Annotated in this window: 25 protein-coding genes; 18 read left to right on the top strand and 7 right to left on the bottom strand. The window is 69.8% G+C overall.

All coding sequences use genetic code 11. From position 1 onward, the window contains the following. The first annotated feature begins 226 nt into the window (after positions 1–226). Genes serB through ACZ7SW_RS12250 form a run of 3 tightly spaced genes read left to right on the top strand, consistent with a single transcriptional unit; the run spans position 227 to position 2,682 of the window. Positions 227–1,456, top strand: a complete 1,230-nt coding sequence (gene serB / locus ACZ7SW_RS12260; RefSeq protein ID WP_470230449.1) for a phosphoserine phosphatase SerB — start codon at positions 227–229, stop codon at positions 1,454–1,456. Next, entirely contained in the window at positions 1,453–2,226 is a 774-nt protein-coding gene (locus tag ACZ7SW_RS12255) for a peptidyl-tRNA hydrolase (RefSeq protein WP_470230448.1), read from the top strand. The genes serB and ACZ7SW_RS12255 overlap by 4 nt, the downstream gene beginning before the upstream one ends. A 51-nt stretch (positions 2,227–2,277) precedes the next feature. Continuing rightward, the gene (locus ACZ7SW_RS12250) at positions 2,278–2,682 is read left to right on the top strand and encodes an OsmC family protein (RefSeq protein ID WP_470230447.1); all 405 of its coding nucleotides are present in this window, start codon (positions 2,278–2,280) and stop codon (positions 2,680–2,682) included. An 861-nt stretch (positions 2,683–3,543) separates the two neighbouring features. Here the strand turns inward: ACZ7SW_RS12250 and ACZ7SW_RS12245 are convergent. From ACZ7SW_RS12245 to ACZ7SW_RS12235, 3 genes are all read right to left on the bottom strand, one after another. After that, positions 3,544–3,876 (bottom strand): hypothetical protein, encoded by a 333-nt coding sequence (locus ACZ7SW_RS12245; protein WP_009082506.1) that lies wholly within the window; start codon positions 3,874–3,876, stop codon positions 3,544–3,546. 57 nt (positions 3,877–3,933) lie between these two features. Next, positions 3,934–5,985, bottom strand: a complete 2,052-nt coding sequence (locus tag ACZ7SW_RS12240; protein ID WP_470230446.1) for an ATP-dependent DNA helicase — start codon at positions 5,983–5,985, stop codon at positions 3,934–3,936. A gap of 91 nt (positions 5,986–6,076) precedes the next feature. Further along, a complete protein-coding gene (locus ACZ7SW_RS12235; protein ID WP_470230445.1) occupies positions 6,077–6,667 on the bottom strand; it encodes a biotin transporter BioY in 591 nt (196 codons plus the stop codon). Between the two features lie 187 nt (positions 6,668–6,854). Here ACZ7SW_RS12235 and ACZ7SW_RS12230 point away from each other — a divergent pair, with 187 nt between their 5' ends. Further along, positions 6,855–7,511 (top strand): choice-of-anchor P family protein, encoded by a 657-nt coding sequence (locus ACZ7SW_RS12230; protein WP_470230444.1) that lies wholly within the window; start codon positions 6,855–6,857, stop codon positions 7,509–7,511. A 4-nt stretch (positions 7,512–7,515) separates the two neighbouring features. On the opposite strand, the gene ACZ7SW_RS12225 is transcribed toward ACZ7SW_RS12230, so the two are convergent. Beyond that, entirely contained in the window at positions 7,516–8,091 is a 576-nt protein-coding gene (locus ACZ7SW_RS12225; protein WP_470230443.1) for an isochorismatase family protein, read from the bottom strand. Positions 8,092–8,101: 10 nt separating this feature from the next. Further along, complete coding sequence (locus tag ACZ7SW_RS12220; protein WP_470230442.1) at positions 8,102–9,406, bottom strand: nicotinate phosphoribosyltransferase; 1,305 nt, start codon at positions 9,404–9,406, stop codon at positions 8,102–8,104. Between the two features lie 74 nt (positions 9,407–9,480). Between ACZ7SW_RS12220 and clpS the strand changes: the two genes are divergently transcribed. The 3 genes from clpS to ACZ7SW_RS12205 are packed head-to-tail and all read left to right on the top strand — an operon-like array spanning position 9,481 to position 11,332. Further along, entirely contained in the window at positions 9,481–9,780 is a 300-nt protein-coding gene (clpS, locus tag ACZ7SW_RS12215) for an ATP-dependent Clp protease adapter ClpS (RefSeq protein WP_067593947.1), read from the top strand. Beyond that, the gene (locus ACZ7SW_RS12210; protein WP_067593672.1) at positions 9,777–10,334 is read left to right on the top strand and encodes a DUF2017 domain-containing protein; all 558 of its coding nucleotides are present in this window, start codon (positions 9,777–9,779) and stop codon (positions 10,332–10,334) included. The genes clpS and ACZ7SW_RS12210 overlap by 4 nt, the downstream gene beginning before the upstream one ends. Continuing rightward, a complete protein-coding gene (locus ACZ7SW_RS12205) occupies positions 10,295–11,332 on the top strand; it encodes a P1 family peptidase (RefSeq protein ID WP_470230441.1) in 1,038 nt (345 codons plus the stop codon). The genes ACZ7SW_RS12210 and ACZ7SW_RS12205 overlap by 40 nt, the downstream gene beginning before the upstream one ends. 2 nt (positions 11,333–11,334) lie before the next feature. On the opposite strand, the gene ACZ7SW_RS12200 is transcribed toward ACZ7SW_RS12205, so the two are convergent. Then, the gene (locus ACZ7SW_RS12200) at positions 11,335–11,706 is read right to left on the bottom strand and encodes a hypothetical protein (RefSeq protein ID WP_470230440.1); all 372 of its coding nucleotides are present in this window, start codon (positions 11,704–11,706) and stop codon (positions 11,335–11,337) included. Positions 11,707–11,787: 81 nt separating this feature from the next. Between ACZ7SW_RS12200 and ACZ7SW_RS12195 the strand changes: the two genes are divergently transcribed. From ACZ7SW_RS12195 to ACZ7SW_RS12185, 3 genes are all read left to right on the top strand, one after another. After that, on the top strand, positions 11,788–12,195 hold the full coding sequence (locus ACZ7SW_RS12195; protein ID WP_470230439.1) for a M67 family metallopeptidase: 408 nt from the start codon (positions 11,788–11,790) through the stop codon (positions 12,193–12,195). Between the two features lie 64 nt (positions 12,196–12,259). After that, positions 12,260–12,538 (top strand): MoaD/ThiS family protein, encoded by a 279-nt coding sequence (locus tag ACZ7SW_RS12190; protein WP_370934711.1) that lies wholly within the window; start codon positions 12,260–12,262, stop codon positions 12,536–12,538. A 4-nt stretch (positions 12,539–12,542) separates the two neighbouring features. After that, positions 12,543–13,493 (top strand): PLP-dependent cysteine synthase family protein, encoded by a 951-nt coding sequence (locus tag ACZ7SW_RS12185; protein WP_470230438.1) that lies wholly within the window; start codon positions 12,543–12,545, stop codon positions 13,491–13,493. A gap of 49 nt (positions 13,494–13,542) precedes the next feature. Here the strand turns inward: ACZ7SW_RS12185 and ACZ7SW_RS12180 are convergent, their stop codons facing one another. Then, positions 13,543–14,187 (bottom strand): TetR/AcrR family transcriptional regulator, encoded by a 645-nt coding sequence (locus ACZ7SW_RS12180; protein ID WP_470230437.1) that lies wholly within the window; start codon positions 14,185–14,187, stop codon positions 13,543–13,545. A 22-nt stretch (positions 14,188–14,209) separates the two neighbouring features. On the opposite strand from ACZ7SW_RS12180, the gene ACZ7SW_RS12175 reads away from it, so the two are divergent. The 8 genes from ACZ7SW_RS12175 (at position 14,210) to ACZ7SW_RS12140 (ending at position 21,877) form a co-directional block, all read left to right on the top strand. Continuing rightward, positions 14,210–15,532, top strand: coding sequence for an MFS transporter (locus ACZ7SW_RS12175; RefSeq protein WP_470230436.1), 1,323 nt, complete (start codon positions 14,210–14,212; stop codon positions 15,530–15,532). A 136-nt stretch (positions 15,533–15,668) separates the two neighbouring features. Then, complete coding sequence (locus ACZ7SW_RS12170; protein WP_470230435.1) at positions 15,669–16,355, top strand: rhomboid family intramembrane serine protease; 687 nt, start codon at positions 15,669–15,671, stop codon at positions 16,353–16,355. After that, on the top strand, positions 16,352–17,152 hold the full coding sequence (murI, locus tag ACZ7SW_RS12165) for a glutamate racemase (protein WP_470230434.1): 801 nt from the start codon (positions 16,352–16,354) through the stop codon (positions 17,150–17,152). Before ACZ7SW_RS12170 ends, murI begins: the two co-directional genes overlap by 4 nt. Positions 17,153–17,188: 36 nt before the next feature. After that, complete coding sequence (locus ACZ7SW_RS12160) at positions 17,189–17,956, top strand: MBL fold metallo-hydrolase (protein ID WP_470230433.1); 768 nt, start codon at positions 17,189–17,191, stop codon at positions 17,954–17,956. A gap of 38 nt (positions 17,957–17,994) precedes the next feature. Further along, on the top strand, positions 17,995–18,771 hold the full coding sequence (rph, locus tag ACZ7SW_RS12155; protein WP_182891025.1) for a ribonuclease PH: 777 nt from the start codon (positions 17,995–17,997) through the stop codon (positions 18,769–18,771). Further along, positions 18,768–19,376 carry an RdgB/HAM1 family non-canonical purine NTP pyrophosphatase gene (gene rdgB, locus ACZ7SW_RS12150; RefSeq protein WP_470230432.1) on the top strand — a complete coding sequence of 203 codons (609 nt, stop codon included), beginning with the start codon at positions 18,768–18,770 and terminating at the stop codon, positions 19,374–19,376. Before rph ends, rdgB begins: the two co-directional genes overlap by 4 nt. 67 nt (positions 19,377–19,443) lie before the next feature. Then, the gene (locus tag ACZ7SW_RS12145) at positions 19,444–20,133 is read left to right on the top strand and encodes a response regulator transcription factor (protein WP_470230431.1); all 690 of its coding nucleotides are present in this window, start codon (positions 19,444–19,446) and stop codon (positions 20,131–20,133) included. Next, on the top strand, positions 20,123–21,877 hold the full coding sequence (locus ACZ7SW_RS12140) for a sensor histidine kinase (protein ID WP_470230430.1): 1,755 nt from the start codon (positions 20,123–20,125) through the stop codon (positions 21,875–21,877). The genes ACZ7SW_RS12145 and ACZ7SW_RS12140 overlap by 11 nt, the downstream gene beginning before the upstream one ends. Positions 21,878–21,900: the final 23 nt, after the last annotated feature.

Genomic DNA, 21,900 nt, shown 5'->3' with positions numbered 1-21,900 from the left:
CCGATCACGCTGCTCCCCCCTCCCACCCCTCCCACCCCGCCCATCACCGTGGCTGAACCAGGCCTTGCCCCGCTCTCCCCGCCCCACCCGTCGCCCGTTAGTGGCACCGGCGGTGTGAAGCACGGCACGGGGGCGTTCTGCCCGCCGCCGCTGGAGGCCAGACTGGGCGTGCCGACTCGCCGTGGCCTAAGCGTCGGTGCCGAGACGAACGAGGGATACCGAACCAGTGAGCCAGACTCCCGTCCTCATCACCACGACCGGTCCGGACAAGCCCGGGGTCTCGTCCGTGCTGTTCGCCGTGCTCACGCGGCACGACGTGGACGTGCTCGACATCGAGCAGGTGGTCATCCGCGGGCAGCTCGTGCTCGGCGTGCTCGCCGGCGTCTACCGCGACCCCGAGGGGCTCCAGGAATCTGTCGAGCAGGCGATGGCGACCGTCGGCATGGAGGTCGAGGTCCGGATCGGCGACGCGATCGGTGCGGATCCGTTCGCGCTCGGCCGACGCGATTCGTCGCACGTGCTCGTCTTGCTCGGGCGTCCGGTGACCGCGCGGGCGTTCTCCGAGATCGCGCGGCGGCTGGCGGGCGTCGGGGCGAACATCGACTCGATTCGCAGCGTCGCCGACTACCCGGTGACCGGGCTCGAACTGTACGTCTCGGTGCGCGAAGACAACGAAGAAGCCGACGCCGAACTCCGGTCCATGCTGGCCGACGCGGCGCCCGAGGCCAACATCGACATCGCCGTCGAGCGCGCGGGCATCACGCGCCGGGCGAAGCGGCTGGTGGTCTTCGACGTCGATTCCACGCTCGTGCAGGGCGAGGTCATCGAGATGCTCGGCGCGTACGCCGGGGTCGAGGAGCAGGTCCGCGAGATCACTGAGGCCGCGATGCGCGGCGAGCTGAACTTCGCGGAGTCGCTGGAAAGGCGCGTCTCGCTGCTGGCCGGGCTGCCCGCCAGCGTGATGGACGAGGTCGCGGCGAAGCTCGAGCTGACCCCGGGGGCCCGCACGACCGTCCGGACGCTGAAGCGCATGGGTTTCCGCTGCGGCGTCGTGTCCGGCGGGTTTACCCAGGTCATCGACCATCTCGTGGACGACCTCGGCCTCGACTTCGCGGCGGCCAACGAACTGGAGGTCGTCGACGGCAAGCTCACCGGCCGTGTGGTCGGCGACATCGTGGACCGCGCGGGCAAGGCGACCGCGCTGCGCCGGTTCGCCGGTGAGTACGGGATTCCGCTCGGCGCGTGTGTCGCGGTCGGCGATGGGGCCAACGACATCGACATGCTCGCCGCGGCGGGCATGGGCGTCGCGTTCAACGCCAAGCCCGCGCTGCGCGAGGTCGCCGACACCGCGCTCTCGCACCCGTACCTCGACGCGGTGCTGTTCGTCCTCGGCGTTACGCGCGCCGAGGTCGAGGCGGCGGACGCGGCCGACGGACTCGAATTGGCCCGCCCGTGAACCCTCTGCTCGAACCGCTGCGCAGCCGGTACGCCTCGTGGCTCGGCCTCCCCGCCGAAGACACCTCGGACACCTCGGACGAAAACCCGGACGAGGTCCGCGCGATGCCGATCATCCTGCGGATCGAACGCGCCGAACCGCCGGGCCGGACGGCGCTGCTCGAAGCGGCGGCCGCGGCGGCGCTGGCGGTGTGCCTGGACGAACGCGTCGAGCCCGGCGGCGAATGGGCCGAGCCGGTGCACGCGTGGCTCGACAACCGGATCCGGAAGGTCGCGCGGCGGGCCCGTGGCGCGCACTGGCAGGCGGTGCTCGACCAGCCGGGAATCACCATCGAGGTCGACGGCGCGCAGGCGCGGGCGCTCGTGCCCGGCCTGGTCAAGGAGACCCCGAAGGAGGTCTCGCGGCTGCAGATCTCCGGCAGCGAACTGCCCGCCGACACTCCTGGCCCGGCCCCGGCCGACGTCCCGTTGCTGATGCTGAATCCGGACGTTCCGATGACCGTCGGCAAGGCGTCCGCGCAGGTCGGGCACGCCACGATGATCCTCGCGTCGCTGCTGCCGGACGACGAACTGGCGGCGTGGGCGGCGAAGGACTATCGGGTCGCGGTGCGCACGCCCAGCCCGGGCAAGTGGAAGGAACTGTGCCCGGTCGACGACCCGGAGGCAGGCTGGCGCGACAACCGCGTGATCGCCGTCCGGGACGCGGGATTCACCGAGGTCGACCCCGGCACGATCACCGTGCTGGCGCAGCAGCCCGGAACATCGGCGTGACCCTCGCGGTTGGGCCAATGCAGTGATTCGACGGGTGGAAAGGCGTCTCCGATGACCTTGGAAGTACAGCGCGAAGGCACGCACAGCTTCGTCGGCCGCAATGAGCGCGGCGCGGAGGTGCGACTGGGCCGGGCCGGCGCGGAGGGCGCGTTCTCCCCGGCGGAACTGCTGCAGATCGCGGCTGCGGGCTGCTCCGCGGTGACGGCGGAACAGCTGATCACGCGACGGGTGGGCGAGGACTCGAAGTTCCGGGTCTCGGTGACGGCCGACCGGCGCGAGGGGGCGTCGGAACTGGACGCGGTGCAGGTGGCGTTCGACGTCGATGTGTCGGGCCTGGACGACGCTCAGCGAGAGGCGCTGGCGGGCGCGGTGGACCGGGCGATCGAGCGGCTGTGCACGGTGAGCCGGACGTTGAAGAAGGGCATTCCGGTGACGGAGACCTTCCCGACCGCCTGAGCTGCGGCGGGTGGTTGGTGAGGTGGGGCGGCCGCGCCGTGGTGGCGGGCGTGGGTTGCCGGGCTGGTGCGGTGGGCCGTTCTTGCGGCGGGGTTGCTGGGCTGGTGTGGCTGGCCGGTTCTTGCGGTGGGATTGCCGAGCTGGTGCGGTGGGCCGTTCTTGCGGCGGGGTAGCCGGGCTGGTGTGGCTGGCCGGTTCTTGCGGCGAGATTGCCGAGCTGGTGCGGTGGGCCGTTCCTGCGGTGGAGTAGCCGAGCTGGTGTGGCGGGCCCGTTCTCGTGGCGGGGTAGCTGAGCCGTGATGGCGGGCCGGTTCCGGGGTGGGGTTGCTGAGCCGTGGCGGCGGGCCGTTCCCGGGGCGGGGCGGCTGGCTGGCTCGCCGGTGCGATCGGTGAGCCACCGTGGCCGGTCTTGCAGTGGGAGTGCTCAGTTGCCGTAGCGAGCGGGTTTCGCGGTGCGGTCGCTGCCGTGGCGGGCGGTCATGGCAATTGCGAGTGCCGCCATGGCTGCGGCCGGTCTCGCGGTGGGATTGCAGACTGTCGTCGCGGGCTGTGCCTCGCAATGCGGTCGCTGAGGGCCGTGGCGGGCGGTGGTTGCAGTGAGGTCGCCGAGCTGCGGCACCGGGCGGTTCTTGCCGTGTGATCGCTGAGTTGCCGCGGCGCAGAGAGGCTCCCGCAGTGGGGTCGCTGAGCCGCGGTGATGGGCGAGGCAGCGCCGCCGCCGACCTGCCGTGGCCGCACGGTCGAAGCCGCAGCCCGGAAACCCTTGTCCAGCAAAGGTTTCCGGCCGGGACGAAGCAGCGAAACCCAGCACCGAAAGCCGCAACAAAACCAGCTCTGGAACCGTGCTTCAGCGAGCCCGGATCAGCTCTGCCACACCACGTACGCCTGGTCAGCGTCCGTGGTCATCGCCTCGATGAACTTCTCGTTGTCGAAGCCGGGCAAGGTCTGCAGGCGTTCGATGAGGGCGTCCGCGGCCGGGTCGCCGCTCGGGACCGCGGTGCCTTTGCCGTCGTTGCCGACCAGCATGAAGAAGACGTCTTCGTTCCAGGGGCCGTCCGGGATCACTCTCACCATGACGGATTGCAGTTCTGACCACGTCACAGCTTCTTCGCTGCCATCGGCGAGCCGGCGCCGCACCCCGGTGTCGTCAACACTGACGGTCCGGGATTGTGCGCTGGACGAATCCTGGGTCAACGGTGCTCCCTGTCGTGTTCGTTCCACTCACCGTACCCGCCTGTCCCGTGCGCTCGGTCAGGCGGGCGCGGCCGCGTCGAGTCGCTTCAGTGCGTCTCGTGCGACCTGCGGATCTGTCGTCGGCCAGAACGGCGGCAGCGACGCGCGCAGGAAACCGCCGTAGCGTGCGGTGGCCAGTCGGGAGTCCAGCACTGCCACCACGCCGCGGTCGGTGACTGAGCGGTGCAACCGTCCGGTGCCCTGCGCCAGCAGGAGTGCCGCGTGTGTCGCGGCGACGGTGAGGAATCCGTTGCCGCCCCGGGCTTCTACCGCGCGTTGGCGGGCAGACGACACCGGATCGTCTGGGCGGGGGAATGGGATCCGGTCCACTACCACCAGCTGCAGCGAAGGCCCCGGCACGTCCACGCCTTGCCAGAGCGTGAGCGTGCCGAACAGACACGTGCGCGCGTCTTCGGAGAACTGCCGCACCAGCAACGGCGTGGCGTCGTCGCCCTGGCAGAGGATCGGGTGGTCGAGCCGTTCCCGCATGGCCTCCGCGGCCTGTTTCGCCGCGCGCATCGAGGAGAACAGACCCAACGTGCGGCCGCCCGCGGCTTCGACCAGTGCGGCCAGTTCGTCCATTGTGGACTCGGCGAGTCCGTCGCGGCCCGGCGGCGGCAGGTGTTTGGCTAGGTAGAGAATGCCGTTGCGGCGGTGGTCGAACGGCGATCCGACGTCCAGCCCGGTCCACTTCGGGCCGCTGTCCTCGTCCGACGGGGCTTCCTTGTCGGTGGCCGTGCCCGGTGACTTCACCACGCGCGGACCGCTCGGCGGGAGACCCCATTGCCGTGCCATGGTGTCGAATTCGCCGCCGAGGGTGAGCGTCGCCGAGGTCAGCACGGTGGTGTGCTGGTTGAACACGCGCTCCCGCAACAGCCCTGCCACGCCCAGCGGCGCGACTTTCAACGCCGGTGGTCGCGGATTCGCCGAGTACCTGTCCCCGGTCAGCCAGACGACGTCGCGCTGGTGCGCCAGATCCTCGTCGTACGCGTCGAGCAGCCGCACCGCGGTGTCGTGCACTTCTTCCAGCAGCGACCGAGCCAGCTTGCGCGCGGTCGCCTCGCCGACGTCTTCCTTGCGATCCGAGCCCAGCGCGGTGAGGCACTCCTTCGCCGCGTCGCGCACCGCCGGGATCGCGCCCTGCAACGGCTTCGGCAGCGCGTCGAGCCTTCCGGCGGGGATGTCGTCGAGGATCAGCGCGAGCCCGTCCGACGACTCCAGCAGCCGGTCCGCGATCCCCGCGTCCATCAGTTTTCCGCAGCGGCGCGCGGCGGCCGAGACCATGGCGCTGGTGAGTTCGCCGGTCGCGACCGACGTGACCCGGTCGACCAGGTCGTGTGCCTCGTCGATGATCACGAGATCGTGGTCCGGCAGCACCTGGTAGCCCTGCAGCGCGTCGATGGCCAGCAGCGCGTGGTTGGTGACCACGACATCGGCGCGGCCCGCCTCTGCTCGCGCGCGTTCGGCGAAGCAATCGGTGCCGACCGGGCACTTCGCGGCGCCGAGACATTCCCGAGCGGTGACGGAAACCTGCCGCCACGCCTGGTCGGACACGCCGGGCACCAGCTCGTCGCGGTCGCCGGTCTCGGTGTCCGACGTCCACTCGTGCAGCCGCGTGACTTCCTTGCCCAGCCGGGACACCGCGAACGGGTCGAACAGCTGCGCGTCGTCTGGCTCGTCGGCCGGGCCGGTGTCGAGCCGGTGCAGGCACAGATAGTTGCGGCGGCCCTTGAGGATCGCGAAGGTCGGTTCGCGCCCGAGCGGCTTCTTGAGCGCCTTGGCAAGGCGCGGGAGATCACGGTCGACCAGCTGGCGCTGCAACGCGATGGTGGCCGTGGAGACGACGACGGTGGTGTCTTTCTCCACCGCGTGCCGGATCGCGGGCACCAGGTACGCCAGCGATTTGCCGGTACCCGTTCCCGCTTGCACGGCGAGGTGTTCGCCGGTGCGGATGGCGTGGCCGACGGCATCGGCCATCTTCACCTGGCCGGGGCGTTCAGAGCCGCCGACAGACTCCACCGCGTGGGTGAGGAGTTCGAGGACGCCGGGGAAATCGGTTCGGGCGGGCACAGCGAGACACGATAGCCGCCAGGTCCGACAGGATCTTCGATCCGGCGCGAACGGACCCCTCGCGCCGGATCGAAGCTCCCGGAATTACGGCTCAGTCTTCCTTGCGGAACCGCGAAACCGCGGCCCACGCGAGCGGCAGCACCCCGGCCGCGACCACGGTCTTCAGCACGTCACCCACGAGAAACGGCGTGACGCCCTTGTCGAAAGCGGTGGCGAGGTCGAACCCGGTGACGGCCATCAGCCACGGCACGCCGAAGGCGTAGATCGCGAGGTTGCCGAGCACCATGGTCCCCGCCGTGCGCAGCGGGGTGCGGTCGCCGCCGCGGCGGGCGAGCGCGCCCACGAGCGCACCGGCGAACACGAAGCCGACGATGTAGCCCGCCGAGGCTCCGGACAGCCCGGACGTCCCGCCCTGGAACCACGGCACGCCGGCCGCGCCGACGAGCAAGTACAGCAGCATCGAGGCGGCGCCGCGGCGCATGCCGAGCGTCGCGCCGACGAGCAGCGCGGCGAAGGTCTGGCCGGTCATCGGCACCGGCGTGCCCGGAAGCGGGATGACCAGCTGCGCGGCCGCGCCGGTGAGCACGGCTCCGCCGGCGACCAGCGTCAGGTCGCGCACCAGGGTGCCGGGCACGAGGTCGGCCAGCACCTGACGGCGGGCCGGGAGAGACAGTGACGACACGGGACCTCCAACCACGGAAAACGGACGTCCGGGCAGGTTATCGTCGAGCGAGGCGGCGGAACGAGACAAGTTGCGTTCCTCACCACCCCTGTCTTCCGCCACACGTCCGGGTGAGCTGTCCCAGTCGACGTTTGGGACCCCTGCCGCGCTGCCGATGTCGAAGCACGGGCGAAGGGAGACAGGGCGAATGCGCGGACGGATCCTGCTGGTCACCGGGGTTCTGCTGGCGGCGGCACCGGCGGTGGCGCACGCCGATCCGCCGACGTCCACCGGCTGGGGTTCCGCGGGCAGCCTCGACGTGCTGGTGGACCACGAGCACGTGGTCACCGGAGAATTGGCGCGCTGCGACGCCGACGGACCGGCGTCCGCGCGCACCCCCGGCGGCGCGGCGGGCGAGGTCGCGGTGTTCGGCTTCGGCGGCACCACCTGTGAGCGGAAGGGCTCGGTCGCGCAGGTGAAGACCGGCGGGCAGCGGTTCGAATCCGACCTGCTCACCCGGTACGGCGGGCCCGAGCTGAAGGTCCGCACGTACTCGGTCGGCTGTGCCACCACGGAGGATTCGGGCAGCACCGGCACGATGTCGATCGGCGAGGTCTCCGGCTTCGCCATGCCGTCGTCGATCCCGGCTAACTACCGCGTCACGATCCCCGGCGGCGCGGCGGGCACGGCGCTGGCCACGATCACGTTGAACGAGACCGTGACGCCGCAGCCCGCCGACGGCAGCCTGGTCACGCACGCGGTGCACGTGAAGCTGTTCCCGCAAGGCGGTCCGGCGAGCGGGGACATCTACCTCGGCACCGCGGCGTGCGATCCGTACGGCAAGGGCGGCGCGCCCAAGCCGTGACCGGTCAGGCGGGCGGCAGCGCGGGCGTGCCGGTGTAGCGCACGCCCGCCTCGTCGAAGTCCTTCAGCGTCGCGTCCACTGTCGGCTGCGAACCGCCGACGGTCAGGTCCAGCAGCACCTGCACCTTGAACCCGGCACCCGCGGCGTCGAGAGCGGTGGCGCGCACGCAGAAGTCAGTGGCGATGCCGACGACGTCGACGTCGGTCACGTCATGCGCGCGAAGCCATTCCTCGAGTGTCTTGCCGTCGCCGGACTTGCCCTCGAAACCGGAGTACGCGGCGGTGTACTCGCCCTTCGAGAACACCGCCTCGACCGGCACCACGTCCAGCGCCGAGTGGAACGACGCGCCCGCCGTGCCCGCGACGCAGTGCCGCGGCCAGCTGGTGTTGAAGTCGGGCGTATCGCTGAAGTGGTCGCCCGGGTCGATGTGGTGGTCGCGAGTGGCGACGATGTGGGTGTAGCCGCCGTCGGCCATCCGCTGCGAGATGGCCGCCGCGGCGGCCGCCCCGCCCGGCAGGCCGAGCGAGCCTCCCTCGCAGAAGTCGTTCTGCACATCCACCACGATCAGCGCGGTTCCCATGGTCGGCTCCCTACAGAAAAGTCGTCGGTATCGCGGGCTCGCCGTGCGAGAGCTTGAGGCCCTCCCACGGCAGGCTCACCTGCGCGCGCCGCAGGCGGGCACGCGCGTCGTCCAGCGTGGGCAGATCATCCACCGGCGCGCCCTCGCGCACCAGGGGGATCTGCAGGTCGAGATCGTTCTCGCCGGCTTCCGGGCGGTCGCTGGCGGCGGTCCAGACCACTTCCTCGACCGCGGTCCCGGTGCTGCGGTGCCGCCGCAGCGCGTGCTTGCGCCCGCCCCGGGATTCCTTGTGCGCACTGCGTTTCGCGACCGGCCTGCCGTCGACCTCGACCAGCTTGTACACCATCCCGGCGGTCGGCGCGCCGGATCCGGTGACCACCGAGGTGCCCACTCCGTAGGCGTCCACCGGTTCCGCGCGCAGCGCGGCGATCGCGTGCTCGTCGAGGTCGCCGGACACCACGATCCGGGTGTCTTTCGCGCCGAGCGAGTCGAGCTGGTCGCGGGCCTTGCGGGCGAGCGGGCCGACGTCTCCGGAATCGATCCGGATCGCGCCCAGCTCCGGACCGGCGACGCGCACGGCCGCCTCGATGCCCGCGGTGATGTCGTAGGTGTCCACCAGAAGCGTGGTGTCCGCGCCCATTTTGCTGACCTGTGCGCGGAACGCCGCTTCCTCGCTGTCGTGCAGCAGCATGAACGCGTGCGCGACGGTGCCGCGGGTCGGGATCCCGTAGCGGCGGCCCGCTTCGAGGTTCGACGTCGTGGCGAATCCGGCCAGGTACGAGGCGCGCGCGGCGGCGACCGCGGCGTACTCGTGCGTGCGCCGTCCGCCCATCTCGATGATCGGCCTGCCGTGCGCCGCGCCGGACATCCGCGCCGCCGCGGACGCGATCGCGCTGTCGTGGTTGAGGATCGACAGCACCACCGTCTCCAGCACCACCGCTTCGGCGAAACTGCCGGTCACGGTGAGGATCGGCGAACCGGGGAAGTACAGCTCGCCTTCGCGGTAGCCGTCGATGTCGCCGCGGAACTCGTAGTCGGCCAGCCACGCCAGCGTTTCCGGGTCGACGACCGCGGTCTGCTCCAGCATGGTCAGCTCGGCGTCGGTGAACCGGAAGTCGGCGATCGCGTCGAGCACGCGCGCGGTGCCCGCGACGACGCCGTAGCGGCGGCCGTCGGGAAGCCGCCGCGCGAAGACTTCGAACACGCACGGACGGGCGGCCGTCCCGTCCGCGAGCGCGCTCGCCAGCATGGTCAGCTCGTAATGGTCGGTGAGCAGCGCCGTGCTGGCGCTGGTGACCGGCTCGGGGGAACCCATGGGAGCAGCCTATTCACTCACATGGACGGACCTGGCGCGGCGTACCGGGATGCCCCCGTGACACCATGGTGTGCATGTCCACGCCTGTCGCATCCGAACAGACGCAGGTCGATCCACTCGGGGCCGAGCTGGCCGAATCCGACCAGCCCTGGCGGACGATCGTCTGGAACGACCCGGTCAACCTGATGTCGTACGTGACGTACGTCCTCCAGAAGCTGTTCGGCTACAGCCGGGACCACGCCACGAAGCTGATGCTCGACGTGCACAACAAGGGCAGGGCGATCGTGTCGTCCGGGTCGAAGGAGAAGGTGGAGACCGACGTGGCGAAGCTGCACGCGGCGGGCCTGTGGGCGACCATGGAACAGCCCTCGTGAAGGCCTGGCGGCGCAAGGGGGACGCCATTCTCGCCGGGTTCGAACAGCAGGAAGCCGCGGTGCTGCGCGGGCTGGTCGGACAGCTCGAGGACATGCTCACCGCGCGGGCCGAGGAGGCCCCGCAGGACGAGCTCGCCGAGCTGACCGGGATCCGCACCGGCCCCGCCGAATCGCCGGACGACCCGGTGCTGTCGCGGCTGCTGCCGGACTTCCACCGGCTCGACCCGGACAACCCGAGCCGCGAGGATCTCGATTCGGCGGCGGCGATGCGGTCGCTGCACGAGCCGGAGCTGCTGGAGAAGAAGGTCGGCGTCGCGAAGATCGTGCTCGACACGCTCCCGCGCGACGGCGGTTCGGTGAAGCTGACCTTCGAGCAGGCCGACGCGTGGCTCGGCGCGCTGAACGATGTCCGGCTGGCGCTGGGCACGGCGCTCGACGTCACCGAGGACATGCCCGACGAACTGCCGGACGACGACCCCCGCGCACCCCATCTGGGCGTCTACCATTGGCTGACATGGGTGCAGGAGACGCTGATCCAAGCGCTGACCGGCTGACTGGCGGGAAAATCACCGACGTTCCCGGCGTGCTCGTAGGCCATCACCAGAGGCTTGACGACGGCTGGGCTTCCGGAACCACTGTCGTTCTCGTGCCGGACGGCGCGACCGGCACGGTCGATCAGCGCGGCGGCGCGCCCGGCACACGCGAAACCAATCTGCTGGAGCCGGAAAACCTGGTGCAGCAAGTCAACGCGGTCTGCCTTTCCGGCGGCAGCGCGTACGGACTCGCGGCGGCGGACGGCGTGATGCGGTGGCTGTCGGAGCGGAACTACGGGTTTCCCGTTGGGGCGCAACCGTATGAGGTGGTGCCGATCGTGCCCGCGGCGGTGCTGTTCGACCTGCCGCGCAGCGCGTGGGGCAATCGGCCGGATGCCGATTTCGGTTACGCCGCTTGCGAAGCAGCCGGGGAAGCCGTCGAGATGGGCACCGTCGGCGCGGGCTCGGGCGCGGTGGTCGGCTCTCTCAAGGGTGGCATCGGAACGGCGAGCGAGGTTGTCGGAGAGGTGACCGTCGGCGCGATCGTCGCGGTGAACGCGGCGGGCCAGGCGGTGGATTTCGCGACCGGGCGGGCCTTCGCCGGAGACCACGAGGTGAACGGAGAGTTCGGCGTCCGCTGGCCGGATCGGCCGGGCGAGGTCCCGGGGCAGCGGACCGATCTGAACACCACGATCGGTGTGGTGGCTTGCGACGCGGCGCTGACGAAGGCCGAGGCACGCCGGTTGACGGTGGCCGCGCAGGACGGGTTGGCGCGCGCGGTGCGTCCGGCGCATTCGATGTTCGACGGAGACACCGTGTTCGCACTGGCGACGGGCGCGCGCGAACTGCCCGGCGAGCCCGGGTCATTCGCGGTGGCAGCGCGCGCGGGCGCGTTGGACGCGCTGTGTGCCGCGGCGGCGCGGGTGTTCTCGCGGGCGATGGTGCACGGGCTGCTGTCGGCGACCTCCGCGGCTGGCGTCCCGGCGTATCGGGATGTGTGGCCGGAGGCGCTGGGCTGAGGTCAGAACGGGTCCTGCGGGAGGGCGTCCTCGCTTCGCTCGAGGTCGGCGGCGCGCACGGCGGCCACGTACTCCTCGTCGATCTCCAGCACCAGATCGCCGAACGACACGGTCGGCCCGAGCGACGGATGCACGTCCACCGGGCCCAGCTCGGTCGAGCGCGGCAGCTGCTCCCACACCGAAACCGGCTTCCACCGGCGGAAAGAGCTGCAGACGAGCACCGTCACGTGCCGATCGGTGACCACGACCAGGAAGTTCCGGTGCGCGGCCATCATCGACACCATCAGCGACGTGGCGGGAAACACGTACTGGACGACGTCCCCCTCGGCCAGCAGCGCACGGCAGCGTTCGCGGATCTTCGAGGACACCGGCATCCCGCTATTGTGCCCTGACCTGCGGATGAGCGGTAGCTCTCACAGTGTGGACTCGTTCGGTCCACGAACTAAGATGTCCGTGTGCTCCGGATCCGCCGTGAACTCGTCGACGAGATCGTCGCCCACGCCCGCCGTGACCACCCCGACGAAGCGTGCGGGGTGGTGGCCGGTCCTGCCGGCTCGGACCGCCCCGAGCGGTTCGTCCCGATGCTGAACGCGGCCCGTTCGCCGACGTTCTACGAGTTCGACTCGGGCGACCTGCTCAAGCTCTACCGCGAGATGGACGCGAACGACGAGGTCCCGGTGGTCATCTACCACTCGCACACCGCGACCGAGGCCTACCCCTCGCGCACCGACGCGAACATCGCCGCCGAACCCGACGCGCACTACGTGCTCGTCTCGACAAGAGAGCCCGATTCGGACGAGTTCCGCTCGTACCGGATCGTGGACGCCGAGATCACCGAGGAGCCGGTCGAGATCCTCGACTGACCGCGGAATAAAGCGCGGCGTCCGATACGTCAGCGTGTTAGGAACCCACCCGGAGGTAAGAACCATGGCCGTCACCGTGTCCATCCCGACCATCCTGCGCACCCACACCGGCGGCGAGAAGTCCGTCGAGGCGGCGGGCAAGACCGTCCTCGAGATCATCGACGACGTCGAGTCGCGGCACGCCGGGCTGAAGGCGCGCCTGGTCAAGGAGGAGAAGCTGCACCGCTTCATCAACGTCTACGTCAACGACGAGGACGTGCGCTTCTCCGGCGGGCTCGACGCCGAGGTCAAGGACGGCGACACCCTCACCATCCTGCCCGCCGTCGCGGGCGGCGCGCGCTGAGCCGATGGCCCGCTACGAGTCCCTCCTCGACACCCTCGGCGGCACCCCGCTGGTCGGCCTGCCGCGGCTTTCGCCGACCGACGAGGTGCGGCTGTGGGCGAAGCTCGAGGACCGCAACCCGACCGGCTCGATCAAGGACCGGCCCGCGCTGGCCATGATCGAGGCGGCGGAGCGGGACGGCATCCTGCGGCGGGGGTCCACGATCCTCGAACCGACCTCGGGCAACACCGGGATTTCGCTGGCCATGGCCGCGAAGCTCAAGGGCTACGGCCTGGTGTGCGTGATGCCGGAGAACACCTCCACCGAACGCAAGCAGCTGCTGCAGGCGTACGGCGCGCGGATCGTGTTCTCGCCCGCCGCGGGCGGCTCGAACGAGGCGGTGCGGCGGGCCAAGGAGCTGGCGAAGCAGAACCCGGATTGGGTGATGCTCTACCAGTACGGCAACCCGGCCAACGCGGACGCGCACTATCGCGGGACCGGGCCGGAGCTGCTGAAGGACCTGCCGACGCTGACGCATTTCGTCGGCGGGCTCGGGACGACCGGAACGCTGGTGGGAGTGGGCCGGTACCTGCACGAGCACAAGCCGGACGTCCAGGTCATCGCGGCCGAGCCGCGGTACGGCGAGCTGGTGTACGGCCTGCGCAACCTCGACGAGGGGTTCGTGCCGGAGCTCTACGACGAGAGTGTGCTCAACGGACGCTATTCGGTGGGGGCGTACGACGCTCTCCGGCGGACGCGGGAATTGCTGGAGCACGAGGGCATTTTCGCCGGGATCTCCACTGGCGCGGTGTTGCACGCGGCTCTCGGGGTCGCGGAGAAGGCCGCTGCTCGCGGCGAGAAGGCGGACGTGGCTTTCGTGGTCGCGGACGCAGGCTGGAAGTACCTGTCGACCGGCGCGTATTCCGGGTCGCTGGACGAAGCGGCAGAACGGCTTGACGGTCAGCTCTGGGCCTGACCGTCCGTGAGGGGAACCCTGAGGGACTCTGATTCCCTCAGGGTTCCCCTCACGGCAGTAGTCCCACGACGAGCGCGCGTACGCCTCGTTCGTAACTTTCTTGTGCGGTAAGGGTTTCCCAGTGCGGCCCGATCTCGGCGAGCGTCGGGAATTCCGTCGCGTCCAATTCCGCGAAGACTCGCTCGCGGTAGGTGTCGCCGCCTTGGTCCCGCCGTCGCGCGGCGGCCGCGCGGGAGCTGATCTCGCCCAGCGTGTAGTGCCACACCGCTCGGTAGACCTCCACCGCCGCTTCGGTCGGCAGTCCGGCTTTTACCGCCGCCGCAACGATTTTCTCCGGATACCAGAGCCCTCCGACTGACAGCAGATCGTCGGAGCGCAGTACGTCCACGATCCACGGGCAACTCGCCAGCCCGTCCCGCATCGCCTTCGCGACAGTCACGATCCGCTCTGCCGGTTCCTCCGGGAGGTTCTCCGGCCGAGGCATCTCGCGGTGCGCGTAGTCGTCCAGCAGCAGGAGAAGCATGCCCTCTTTGTCGCGCACGTGGTGGTACAGCGCCATCGCCGTGCTGCCGACTTCGCGGGCCAGTCGCCGCATGGTCAACGCGTCGATGCCGTCTTCCTCGATGACCCGGTGAGCGGCGGCCACGATGTCGGCCTTGGAGATCTTCGGCGGTCGGCCGGTGCGCGCTGGCATGTCGCCATGCTACTTTTTATACATGTATAAAAACTACTGGGGGACGGTCGCCGCGCTGGCGTTCGCAGTGGCGGTCGGGACTTTGCAGATGACCGTGGTGGTGCCGTTGCTGCCGCGGCTGCAGCTCAAGCTGGGGGTGCCGCTGAGTTCGGTGTCGTGGGCGCTGACCGCCGGGCTGCTGGCGGGCGCGGTCGCGATTCCGCTGGTCGCGCAGCTCGGCGACCTCTACGGCAGGCGCACGATGTCGCTGGTCGTGCTCGCGTTGCTGGCCGGGGGATCGGTGCTGGGGGCGGTGGCGGACTCGCTGCCGCTGCTGGTCGTCGGCCGGATCCTGCAGGGCGCGGCCGCTCCGTTGCTGCCGCTGGCTATCGGGCAGGTCCGGACCGTTTTGCCCGCCCGATCGCTGCCGACCGCGATCGGTGTTCTGAGCGCGACGATCGGCGCGGGCAGCGGCGGCGGGATGATCCTCGCGGGGCTCGCCGGCGGCGATCACCCGACGGTGTTCTGGGTGCTGGCGGCGCTCGGCGTGGTGGCGTTCGCGCTGGTCGCCGCTGTCAAGGACGACCGGACGGCCGCGGTCCGGAGCGGTTCGCCGGATCTGCTGGGCGCGGTGCTGGTGTCGGGGTGGCTGATCTGCCTGCTGCTGGCGATCAGCAAGGGATCCGAATGGGGCTGGGCGACTGTCGGGCTTCTGGTCGCGGCTGTGGTGCTGGCGTCGGTGTGGGTGGTGACAGCGCGCCGCACGAAGACACCGTTGATTGAGATTCCCATGCTGCTGCACCGAAAAACGGTCGGCGCGACGGTGGCGTCGTTCCTGCTCGGCTTCGCGTTGTTCGCCACGATCATGACGCTCTCGGCGTACGCGCAAGGCGTGCTCGGGGCGTCGGTGTTGCAGGTGGGGCTTTATCTTTTGCCGACGACCATCGTGATGCTGGTGGTTTCCGTGCTGGCCGGTGCGTTGATGCGTCGGTTCAGCGCGCCCGCGCTGGTCGCTGGAGGCTCGGCGGTGGTGCTGGTGGCCGCGTTGTGGCTGACGACGTTGCCGGGGGACGGGCTTGGGCTGTATGCCGTCGCGGCGGTGCTGGGGCTGGGCATCGGGCTCGGTTACGCCGCGCTGGGGACCATGGCGGTCGAGCACGTCGAGCCCGCGAAGACGGCCGCCGCGGGCGGGATCAACGCGCTGGTCCGGGTAGTGGGCAGCAGTCTCGCCGGAGCGGTCGGCGCGGTGGTGCTGTCGGCAGGCGGTCCGGGGTGGAGCTTCGCGGTGGCGGCGGTGGCCGCGCTGCTTTCGGCCTTGTTCGCCGCCGCCTATGGAAACTTGCTCCGGAAGCCCGCAATGGCGTGACTGCCGGTCCGTGAGGGGCCCCTTGAGGGACCTCAAGGAGTCCTTCACGGACCGCAGGCGGGGGAGCGGCACCCGGAGCCCAAGTTCAGGGATTTCTCCCGAGGCCGTCCGCTCGTCCCCGACGTAGCCTGAGGTCGTGAGCACACTGCCTCCCCTCCCGCCGACGTCGCCGTCGCCCGCCGCTGGCGGCGGCAAGCCGGTCGACGTCGCGAAGCGCATCCTGCCGCCCAATCCCAAGGCCGCGGCGTTCGTCGCGCTGGGGTTCGTGGCGGTGCTCTACCTCGTGGAGCTGCTCGACGTGATCCTGCCGGGCAGGTTCACCGACGGCGGGATCCTGGCGCGGCACGCGTCCAGTCTCGACGGCATTCTCTGGGCGCCGCTGCTGCACGCCAACTGGTCGCACCTGTTCTCCAACACGGTGCCGGTGCTGGTGTTCTCCTTCCTCGCGATGGCGGGGGGCATCGGCCGGTTCGCCGTGGTCACGGCGATCATCTGGGCGGTCTCCGGGATCGGGGTGTGGCTCGTCGGGCCGTCGGACGCCTACACCGTCGGCGCGTCCGGGCTCGCCTTCGGCTGGCTCGCGTACCTGCTGGTGCGCGGCCTGTTCCACCGGTCGCTCGCGCAGATCGCGGTCGCGGTCGTGCTGCTCGGCATCTGGAGCGGGATGCTCTGGGGCCTGCTGCCCGGCAACCCCGGCATCTCCTGGCAGGGCCACCTCTTCGGCGCGCTGGCCGGCATCCTCGCCGCGTGGCTGACCTCACGCGGCGAGCGCGTCAAAGCCCCGAAGAGCGAGCCGACGACCCCGGGTAACCTCGGGGTGTGAGTTCTCCCGGCGCGCCCATCGGTGTTTTCGATTCCGGCGTCGGCGGGCTCACCGTCGCACGCTCGATTCTCGAACTGCTGCCTGCGGAACAGCTGCGCTACGTCGGCGACACCGCGCGCAACCCGTACGGCCCGCTGCCCATCGCCACCGCACGCGAGTACGCGTTGGCCGCTCTGGACGACATGGTCGAGAGCGGGGTGAAGGCGTTGGTGATCGCGTGCAACACAGCGTCTGCGGCCTGCCTTCGCGACGCGCGCGAACGCTACGACGTACCAGTGATCGAAGTGGTCCTTCCCGCCGCGCGCCGGGCCGCAGTCGCGACGCACAGCGGACGCGTTGGCCTGATCGGCACCGAGGGCACTGTGCGTTCGAGGGCGTACGACGACGCCTTCGCCGCCGCGCCGGACGTACGTCTCACCAGTGTCGCCTGTCCGCGCTTCGTGGACTTCGTGGAGCGCGGCATCACTACCGGCCGACAGATTCTCGGTCTGGCACAGGGATATCTGCAGCCGTTGCTCGAAGCCGAGGTCGACACGCTCATCCTCGGCTGCACGCACTATCCGCTGCTGTCCGGCGTGCTGCAGATCGTGATGGGGCAGGACGTCACGCTCGTCTCCAGCGCCGACGAAACCGCCAAAGACCTCTACCGCGTGCTGACCGAACTCGACCTGCTCGCCGAACGCGACGAGCCGCCGCGGCACGAGTTCCTCGCCACCGGTTCGCCGGAGCCGTTCGCCCGCTTGGCGCAGCGGTTCATGGGCTTCGCGCCGGGTGCGCTGGACCCGGTCAGCGCGTGACGCTGCGGCACCGCTGAGCGGAGTTAGGGTGACGGGGTGCGACTGACGATCCTCGGGTGCTCGGGCAGCATCCCCGGGCCGGGCGCGGCCGCGTCCGGGTACCTCCTGGAAGCGGAGGGCTACCGGCTCGGTCTCGAGCTGGGAACCGGCGCGTTCGCCCAATTGCAGACCGTGCTGGACCCGTTCGACCTCGACGCGCTCGTCCTCTCGCACCTGCACGCCGACCACTGCGCCGACGTCAACTCCCTGACAGTGCTTCGCCGCTACCACCCCGCGCCGCCGTACCCGGCCCGGCCGCGGCGGTTGCCGCTGTACGCGCCAACAGAAGCGCCTTCGCGCCTCGCGCACGCGTACGCAGCCGACGCAGCTGAGCGCGCTGCCGCGGATCTGTCGGATGTGTACGAGTTCCACGAGCTGCGCGAAGAGCGGATCGAGATCGGTCCCTTCGACGTGACCGCCGTCGCTGTGTACCACCCGACGCCAGCTTTCGGCCTGCGCATCGCGTACGGCGGCACCATCCTCGCGTACACCGGCGACACTGGGCTGTGCCGCGGCCTCGGCGAACTAGCTGACGGTGTCGATGTCCTGCTCTCCGAAGCGTCCTGGACCGATGCCGCGGACCGTCCGCAAGGCGTGCATCTCTCGGGGAAAGAAGCCGGTGAACTGGCCAAGGAAGCCGGTGTCGGCCGTCTGCTGCTGACCCACGTCGCCCCGTGGACCGACCGGAATGCCGTTCTGGCCGAGGCCAAGGCCGTGTTCCCGGACGCCGAGCTAGTGACGCAGGGCGCGGTCTACGACCTCTGATCGCGAAACTGTCGGGGGCACGTCCTAGAGTGCTCCCCGTGGTGAGAAAAGATGGCAGGAACGACGACCAGCTCCGCGAAGTGAAGCTCACCCGCGGGTTCCAGAAGTGGCCTGCCGGGTCGGTGCTCGTCGAGTTCGGCAACACCAGGGTGCTGTGCGCGGCGAGCGTGACCGAGGGCGTGCCGCGCTGGCGCGCCGGGTCCGGTCTCGGCTGGGTCACCGCCGAGTACGCGATGCTCCCGTCCGCGACCAACACCCGCAGCGACCGCGAAGCGGTCAAGGGCCGCATCGGCGGCCGGACGCACGAGATCTCCCGGTTGATCGGCCGCTCCCTGCGCGCCTGCATCGACCTGGCCGCGCTCGGCGAGAACACCATCGTCATCGACTGCGACGTGATCCAGGCGGACGGCGGCACCCGCACCGCCGCGGTCACCGGCGGCTACGTGGCCTTGGCGGACGCGATCACCTGGCTGGGCGCGGCGAACCGGCTCAACGACCCGCAGCCGCTGTCGTCCTCGGTGGCCGCGGTGAGCGTCGGCGTCGTGGACGGCCGGGTGCGGCTTGACCTGCCCTACGAGGAGGATTCGCGCGCCGAGGTCGACATGAACGTGGTCGCCACCGACGCCGGAACCCTCATCGAGGTGCAGGGAACCGGTGAAGGAGCCACCTTCGCGAGGTCCACTTTGGACACCATGCTGGACCTGGCGCTGGCCGGCTGCGAGGAACTGACGCGGCTGCAGAACGAGGCGCTGGCGCTGCCGTACCCGGGCGAGCTGCCGGAACCGCGTCCGGACAAGAAGAAGGGTCAGAAGTGACCAAGCTGCTCCTGGCCACCCGGAACGCGAAGAAACTGGGCGAACTGCGCCGGATCCTGGAAGCGGAAGGCATCCAGGGCGTCGAGGTGCTCGGCCTGAACGACGTCGAGGAGTTCCCGGAAGCCCCGGAAACCGCCCCCGACTTCGAAGGCAACGCGGAAGCCAAAGCACGGGACGCGGTCGCCGCCACCGGGTTGCCCGCCATCGCGGACGACTCGGGCCTGACCGTCGACGCGCTGAACGGCATGCCCGGCGTCCTCTCGGCTCGCTGGTCCGGCAAACACGGCGATGACGAGGCGAACCTGAACCTGGTTCTGGCGCAACTGACGGACACCCCGGACGAGCGCCGGGGCGCGGCCTTCGTCTGCGCGGCCGTACTGGCGCTTCCTTCCGGCGAGACCACGACGGTCCGTGCCGAATGGCGGGGCACGCTGACGAGGGAAAAGCACGGAACCAATGGTTTCGGTTACGACCCTATCTTCGTGCCGGAAAACGAAACGAAAACCAGCGCGGAACTGGCCCCGGCGGAAAAAGACGCCGCTTCCCACCGAGGCAAAGCCCTGCGCGCACTTCTGCCGGCCTTGCGGAAACTGGCCGGCGCATAACTGTCCCGGTCCGCCTCGGAGCCGTGCTGGTGGCTCCGGGGTGGGACTCGGGCTAGTCTCGGCAAGCATGTGCGCCAATATCGTCCTTGCCGAAGACGATCCCAAACAAGCGGAGCTGGTCCGCCGCTACCTGGAACACGAGCAGCACACCGTCGTCGTCGCGCCCACCGGCGAGGCCGCGCTGGCGGAAATTCGCACGGCGGAACCGGATCTCCTCATCCTGGACGTCATGCTCCCGGGCATGAACGGCCTGACCGTCTGCCGGACCATCCGGGCGTCCTCCGACCTGCCCATTCTCATGCTCACGGCGCGCTCGACCGAGGACGACCTGCTCCAGGGCCTTGACCTGGGCGCGGACGACTACGTCACGAAGCCCTACAGCCCGCGCGAACTCATGGCGAGGGTCCGGACGCTGCTCCGGAGAACGAACGCGGCGAAAGACGGCCCCATCAAAGTGGGCACGCTGACCGTCGACAAAGACAAACACGAGGTCGCGGTAAGCGGAAATCCGATCGAAACCACTCCGGGGGAATTCCGGATCCTGGAGGTCATGGCCGCCCGCCCGGACCAGGTTTTCACCAGAGCGCAACTCCTGGAACACCTGCACGGTTTCGACCGCTATATCACCCAGCGCGCGATTGACGTGCACATCATGAATCTCAGAAAGAAAATCGAGCCCAACCCGAGAAAGCCGGCGAAACTCCTGACGGTTTACGGCGTGGGCTACAAACTGACCGCGAAGTCCGATGCCCCGTAGCCTCCTCTTCCGCCTCTTCGCGGTAACCGCGGCCATCGCGGTGTGCGCGATCGCGGCTACCGCGTGGCTGGCTTCCCGGACCACTTCCGGTGCCATCGAACGAGAACAAGGCCAGCTCTTCGCCGACGACGGCACGATCTACCAGGCTCTGCTCTCGTACGCGGCGACTCATCCCACGTGGTCCGGCGCGAGCAAAACCATCAACGACTACGCGGAGAAAACCGGCCGCAAAATCGTCCTGACCACTCCGCAGGGCAAGCTGATCGCCAGCTCGGAACAGAACCCGGGCAAACTCCCGCCGCAACCGTCCGCGGTCATCGACCCGCTGGCCGTCGACACCCGCCTAGGCGTCAAATCCACGCCGGACCGGATCGACCCCGACGCGGTCGGCCCCTACAAGCTTCCCGTCGAGGAACGCGACGACCTCCAGGAAGTGGCCGAAAAAGTCCTGTCCTGCACCCAGCGCAGGACCGGGCTGGGCAGCCTGGAGATCTCCCCGAGCGGCCACCCGAGGGTCATCGCCCCGGCCGGAACCGCCCAATGCGGCACCGGTCTGCTGGAACGCCCCACCGAGACCGAACAAGCCGCCCTGGCCAAGCTGTCCGGCCTGATCGACGCCTGCCTCGGCCGCAACGACCGCGCCATCCCGGTAGCGAAACTGGCCCTGTCCTGGACCTTCGACGGCCCGGTCGTCCAAGCCACCGACCAGACCGTCACCAACTGCGTAACCTCGGCCCGCAAAGAGCAGCTGACCCCCTACGTCGCCCCCGCGGCCTGGCTCTACATCACCGAAAAGGGCACCGACCAGCCCCCGACCGGCTTCACCCTGTCCGCGGAAAACCGCACGAAGCTCATCGCCGTCACCGCCGCGATCCTCCTGCTGACGGTCATCGTCACCGCGCTGGCGTCGATCCGCCTGATCCGCCCCCTCCGCGCGTTGACCGGTGCGGCCCAACGCCTGAAAGCAGGCGAGACGGGCGCCCGGGTCCGGGTCAAAGGCAAGGACGAAATCGCCCGGCTGGCCACGGCGTTCAACGACATGGCACGCGCGAGGGAAGAGCTGGAGAACGCCCGCAAGGCGATGGTCAGCGACGTAGCGCACGAACTCCGCACCCCGCTGGCCACCATCCGCGGCTGGCTGGAAGCCACCCAAGACGGCATCAGCCAGCTGGACGACGACCTGGTCGCTTCCCTGCTGGAGGAAGCAGTCCACCTGCAGCACATCGTGGACGACCTGCAGGACCTGGCCCTGGCCGACGCCGGCGCGCTGCGCGTCCACCCGGAACCCATCGACGCGAACACCGTGCTGACCCACCTCGCCGCCGCCCACGCCCCGCGTGCCGAAACCGCAGGCGTCCACCTGTCCGTACCGCCCATGGAAAACCCGGCCATTACCGCGGACCCGGTACGCCTGCGCCAAGCCCTCGACAACCTGGTCTCCAACGCAATTCGCCACACTCCACCTGGTGGCTCAGTAACCGTCACCGCGACCCAGCGCGAAAACGATGTGATTTTCGAAGTAGCCGACACTGGAACCGGCATCGCTCCAGAAGATCTGCCCCGGGTTTTCGACCGTTTCTGGCGCGCAGACCCTTCCCGAAGCCGAATCTCCGGCGGCAGCGGTCTAGGCCTGGCAATCGTCCGCAAATTGACCGAAGCCCACGGCGGGGAGGTAACCGCCGCCAGCACCCCCGGCGAAGGCACGACTTTCACGTTGCGCTTCCCGGCGATTTTCCGTGAGTAGCGCTCGCTGGCAGGTGTCGGCGA

This window comes from Amycolatopsis sp. NPDC114484 (assembly GCF_055633755.1).
Note: the sequence above shows the minus strand (reverse complement) of the source record. Positions and strands in the feature narration are given on the sequence as shown.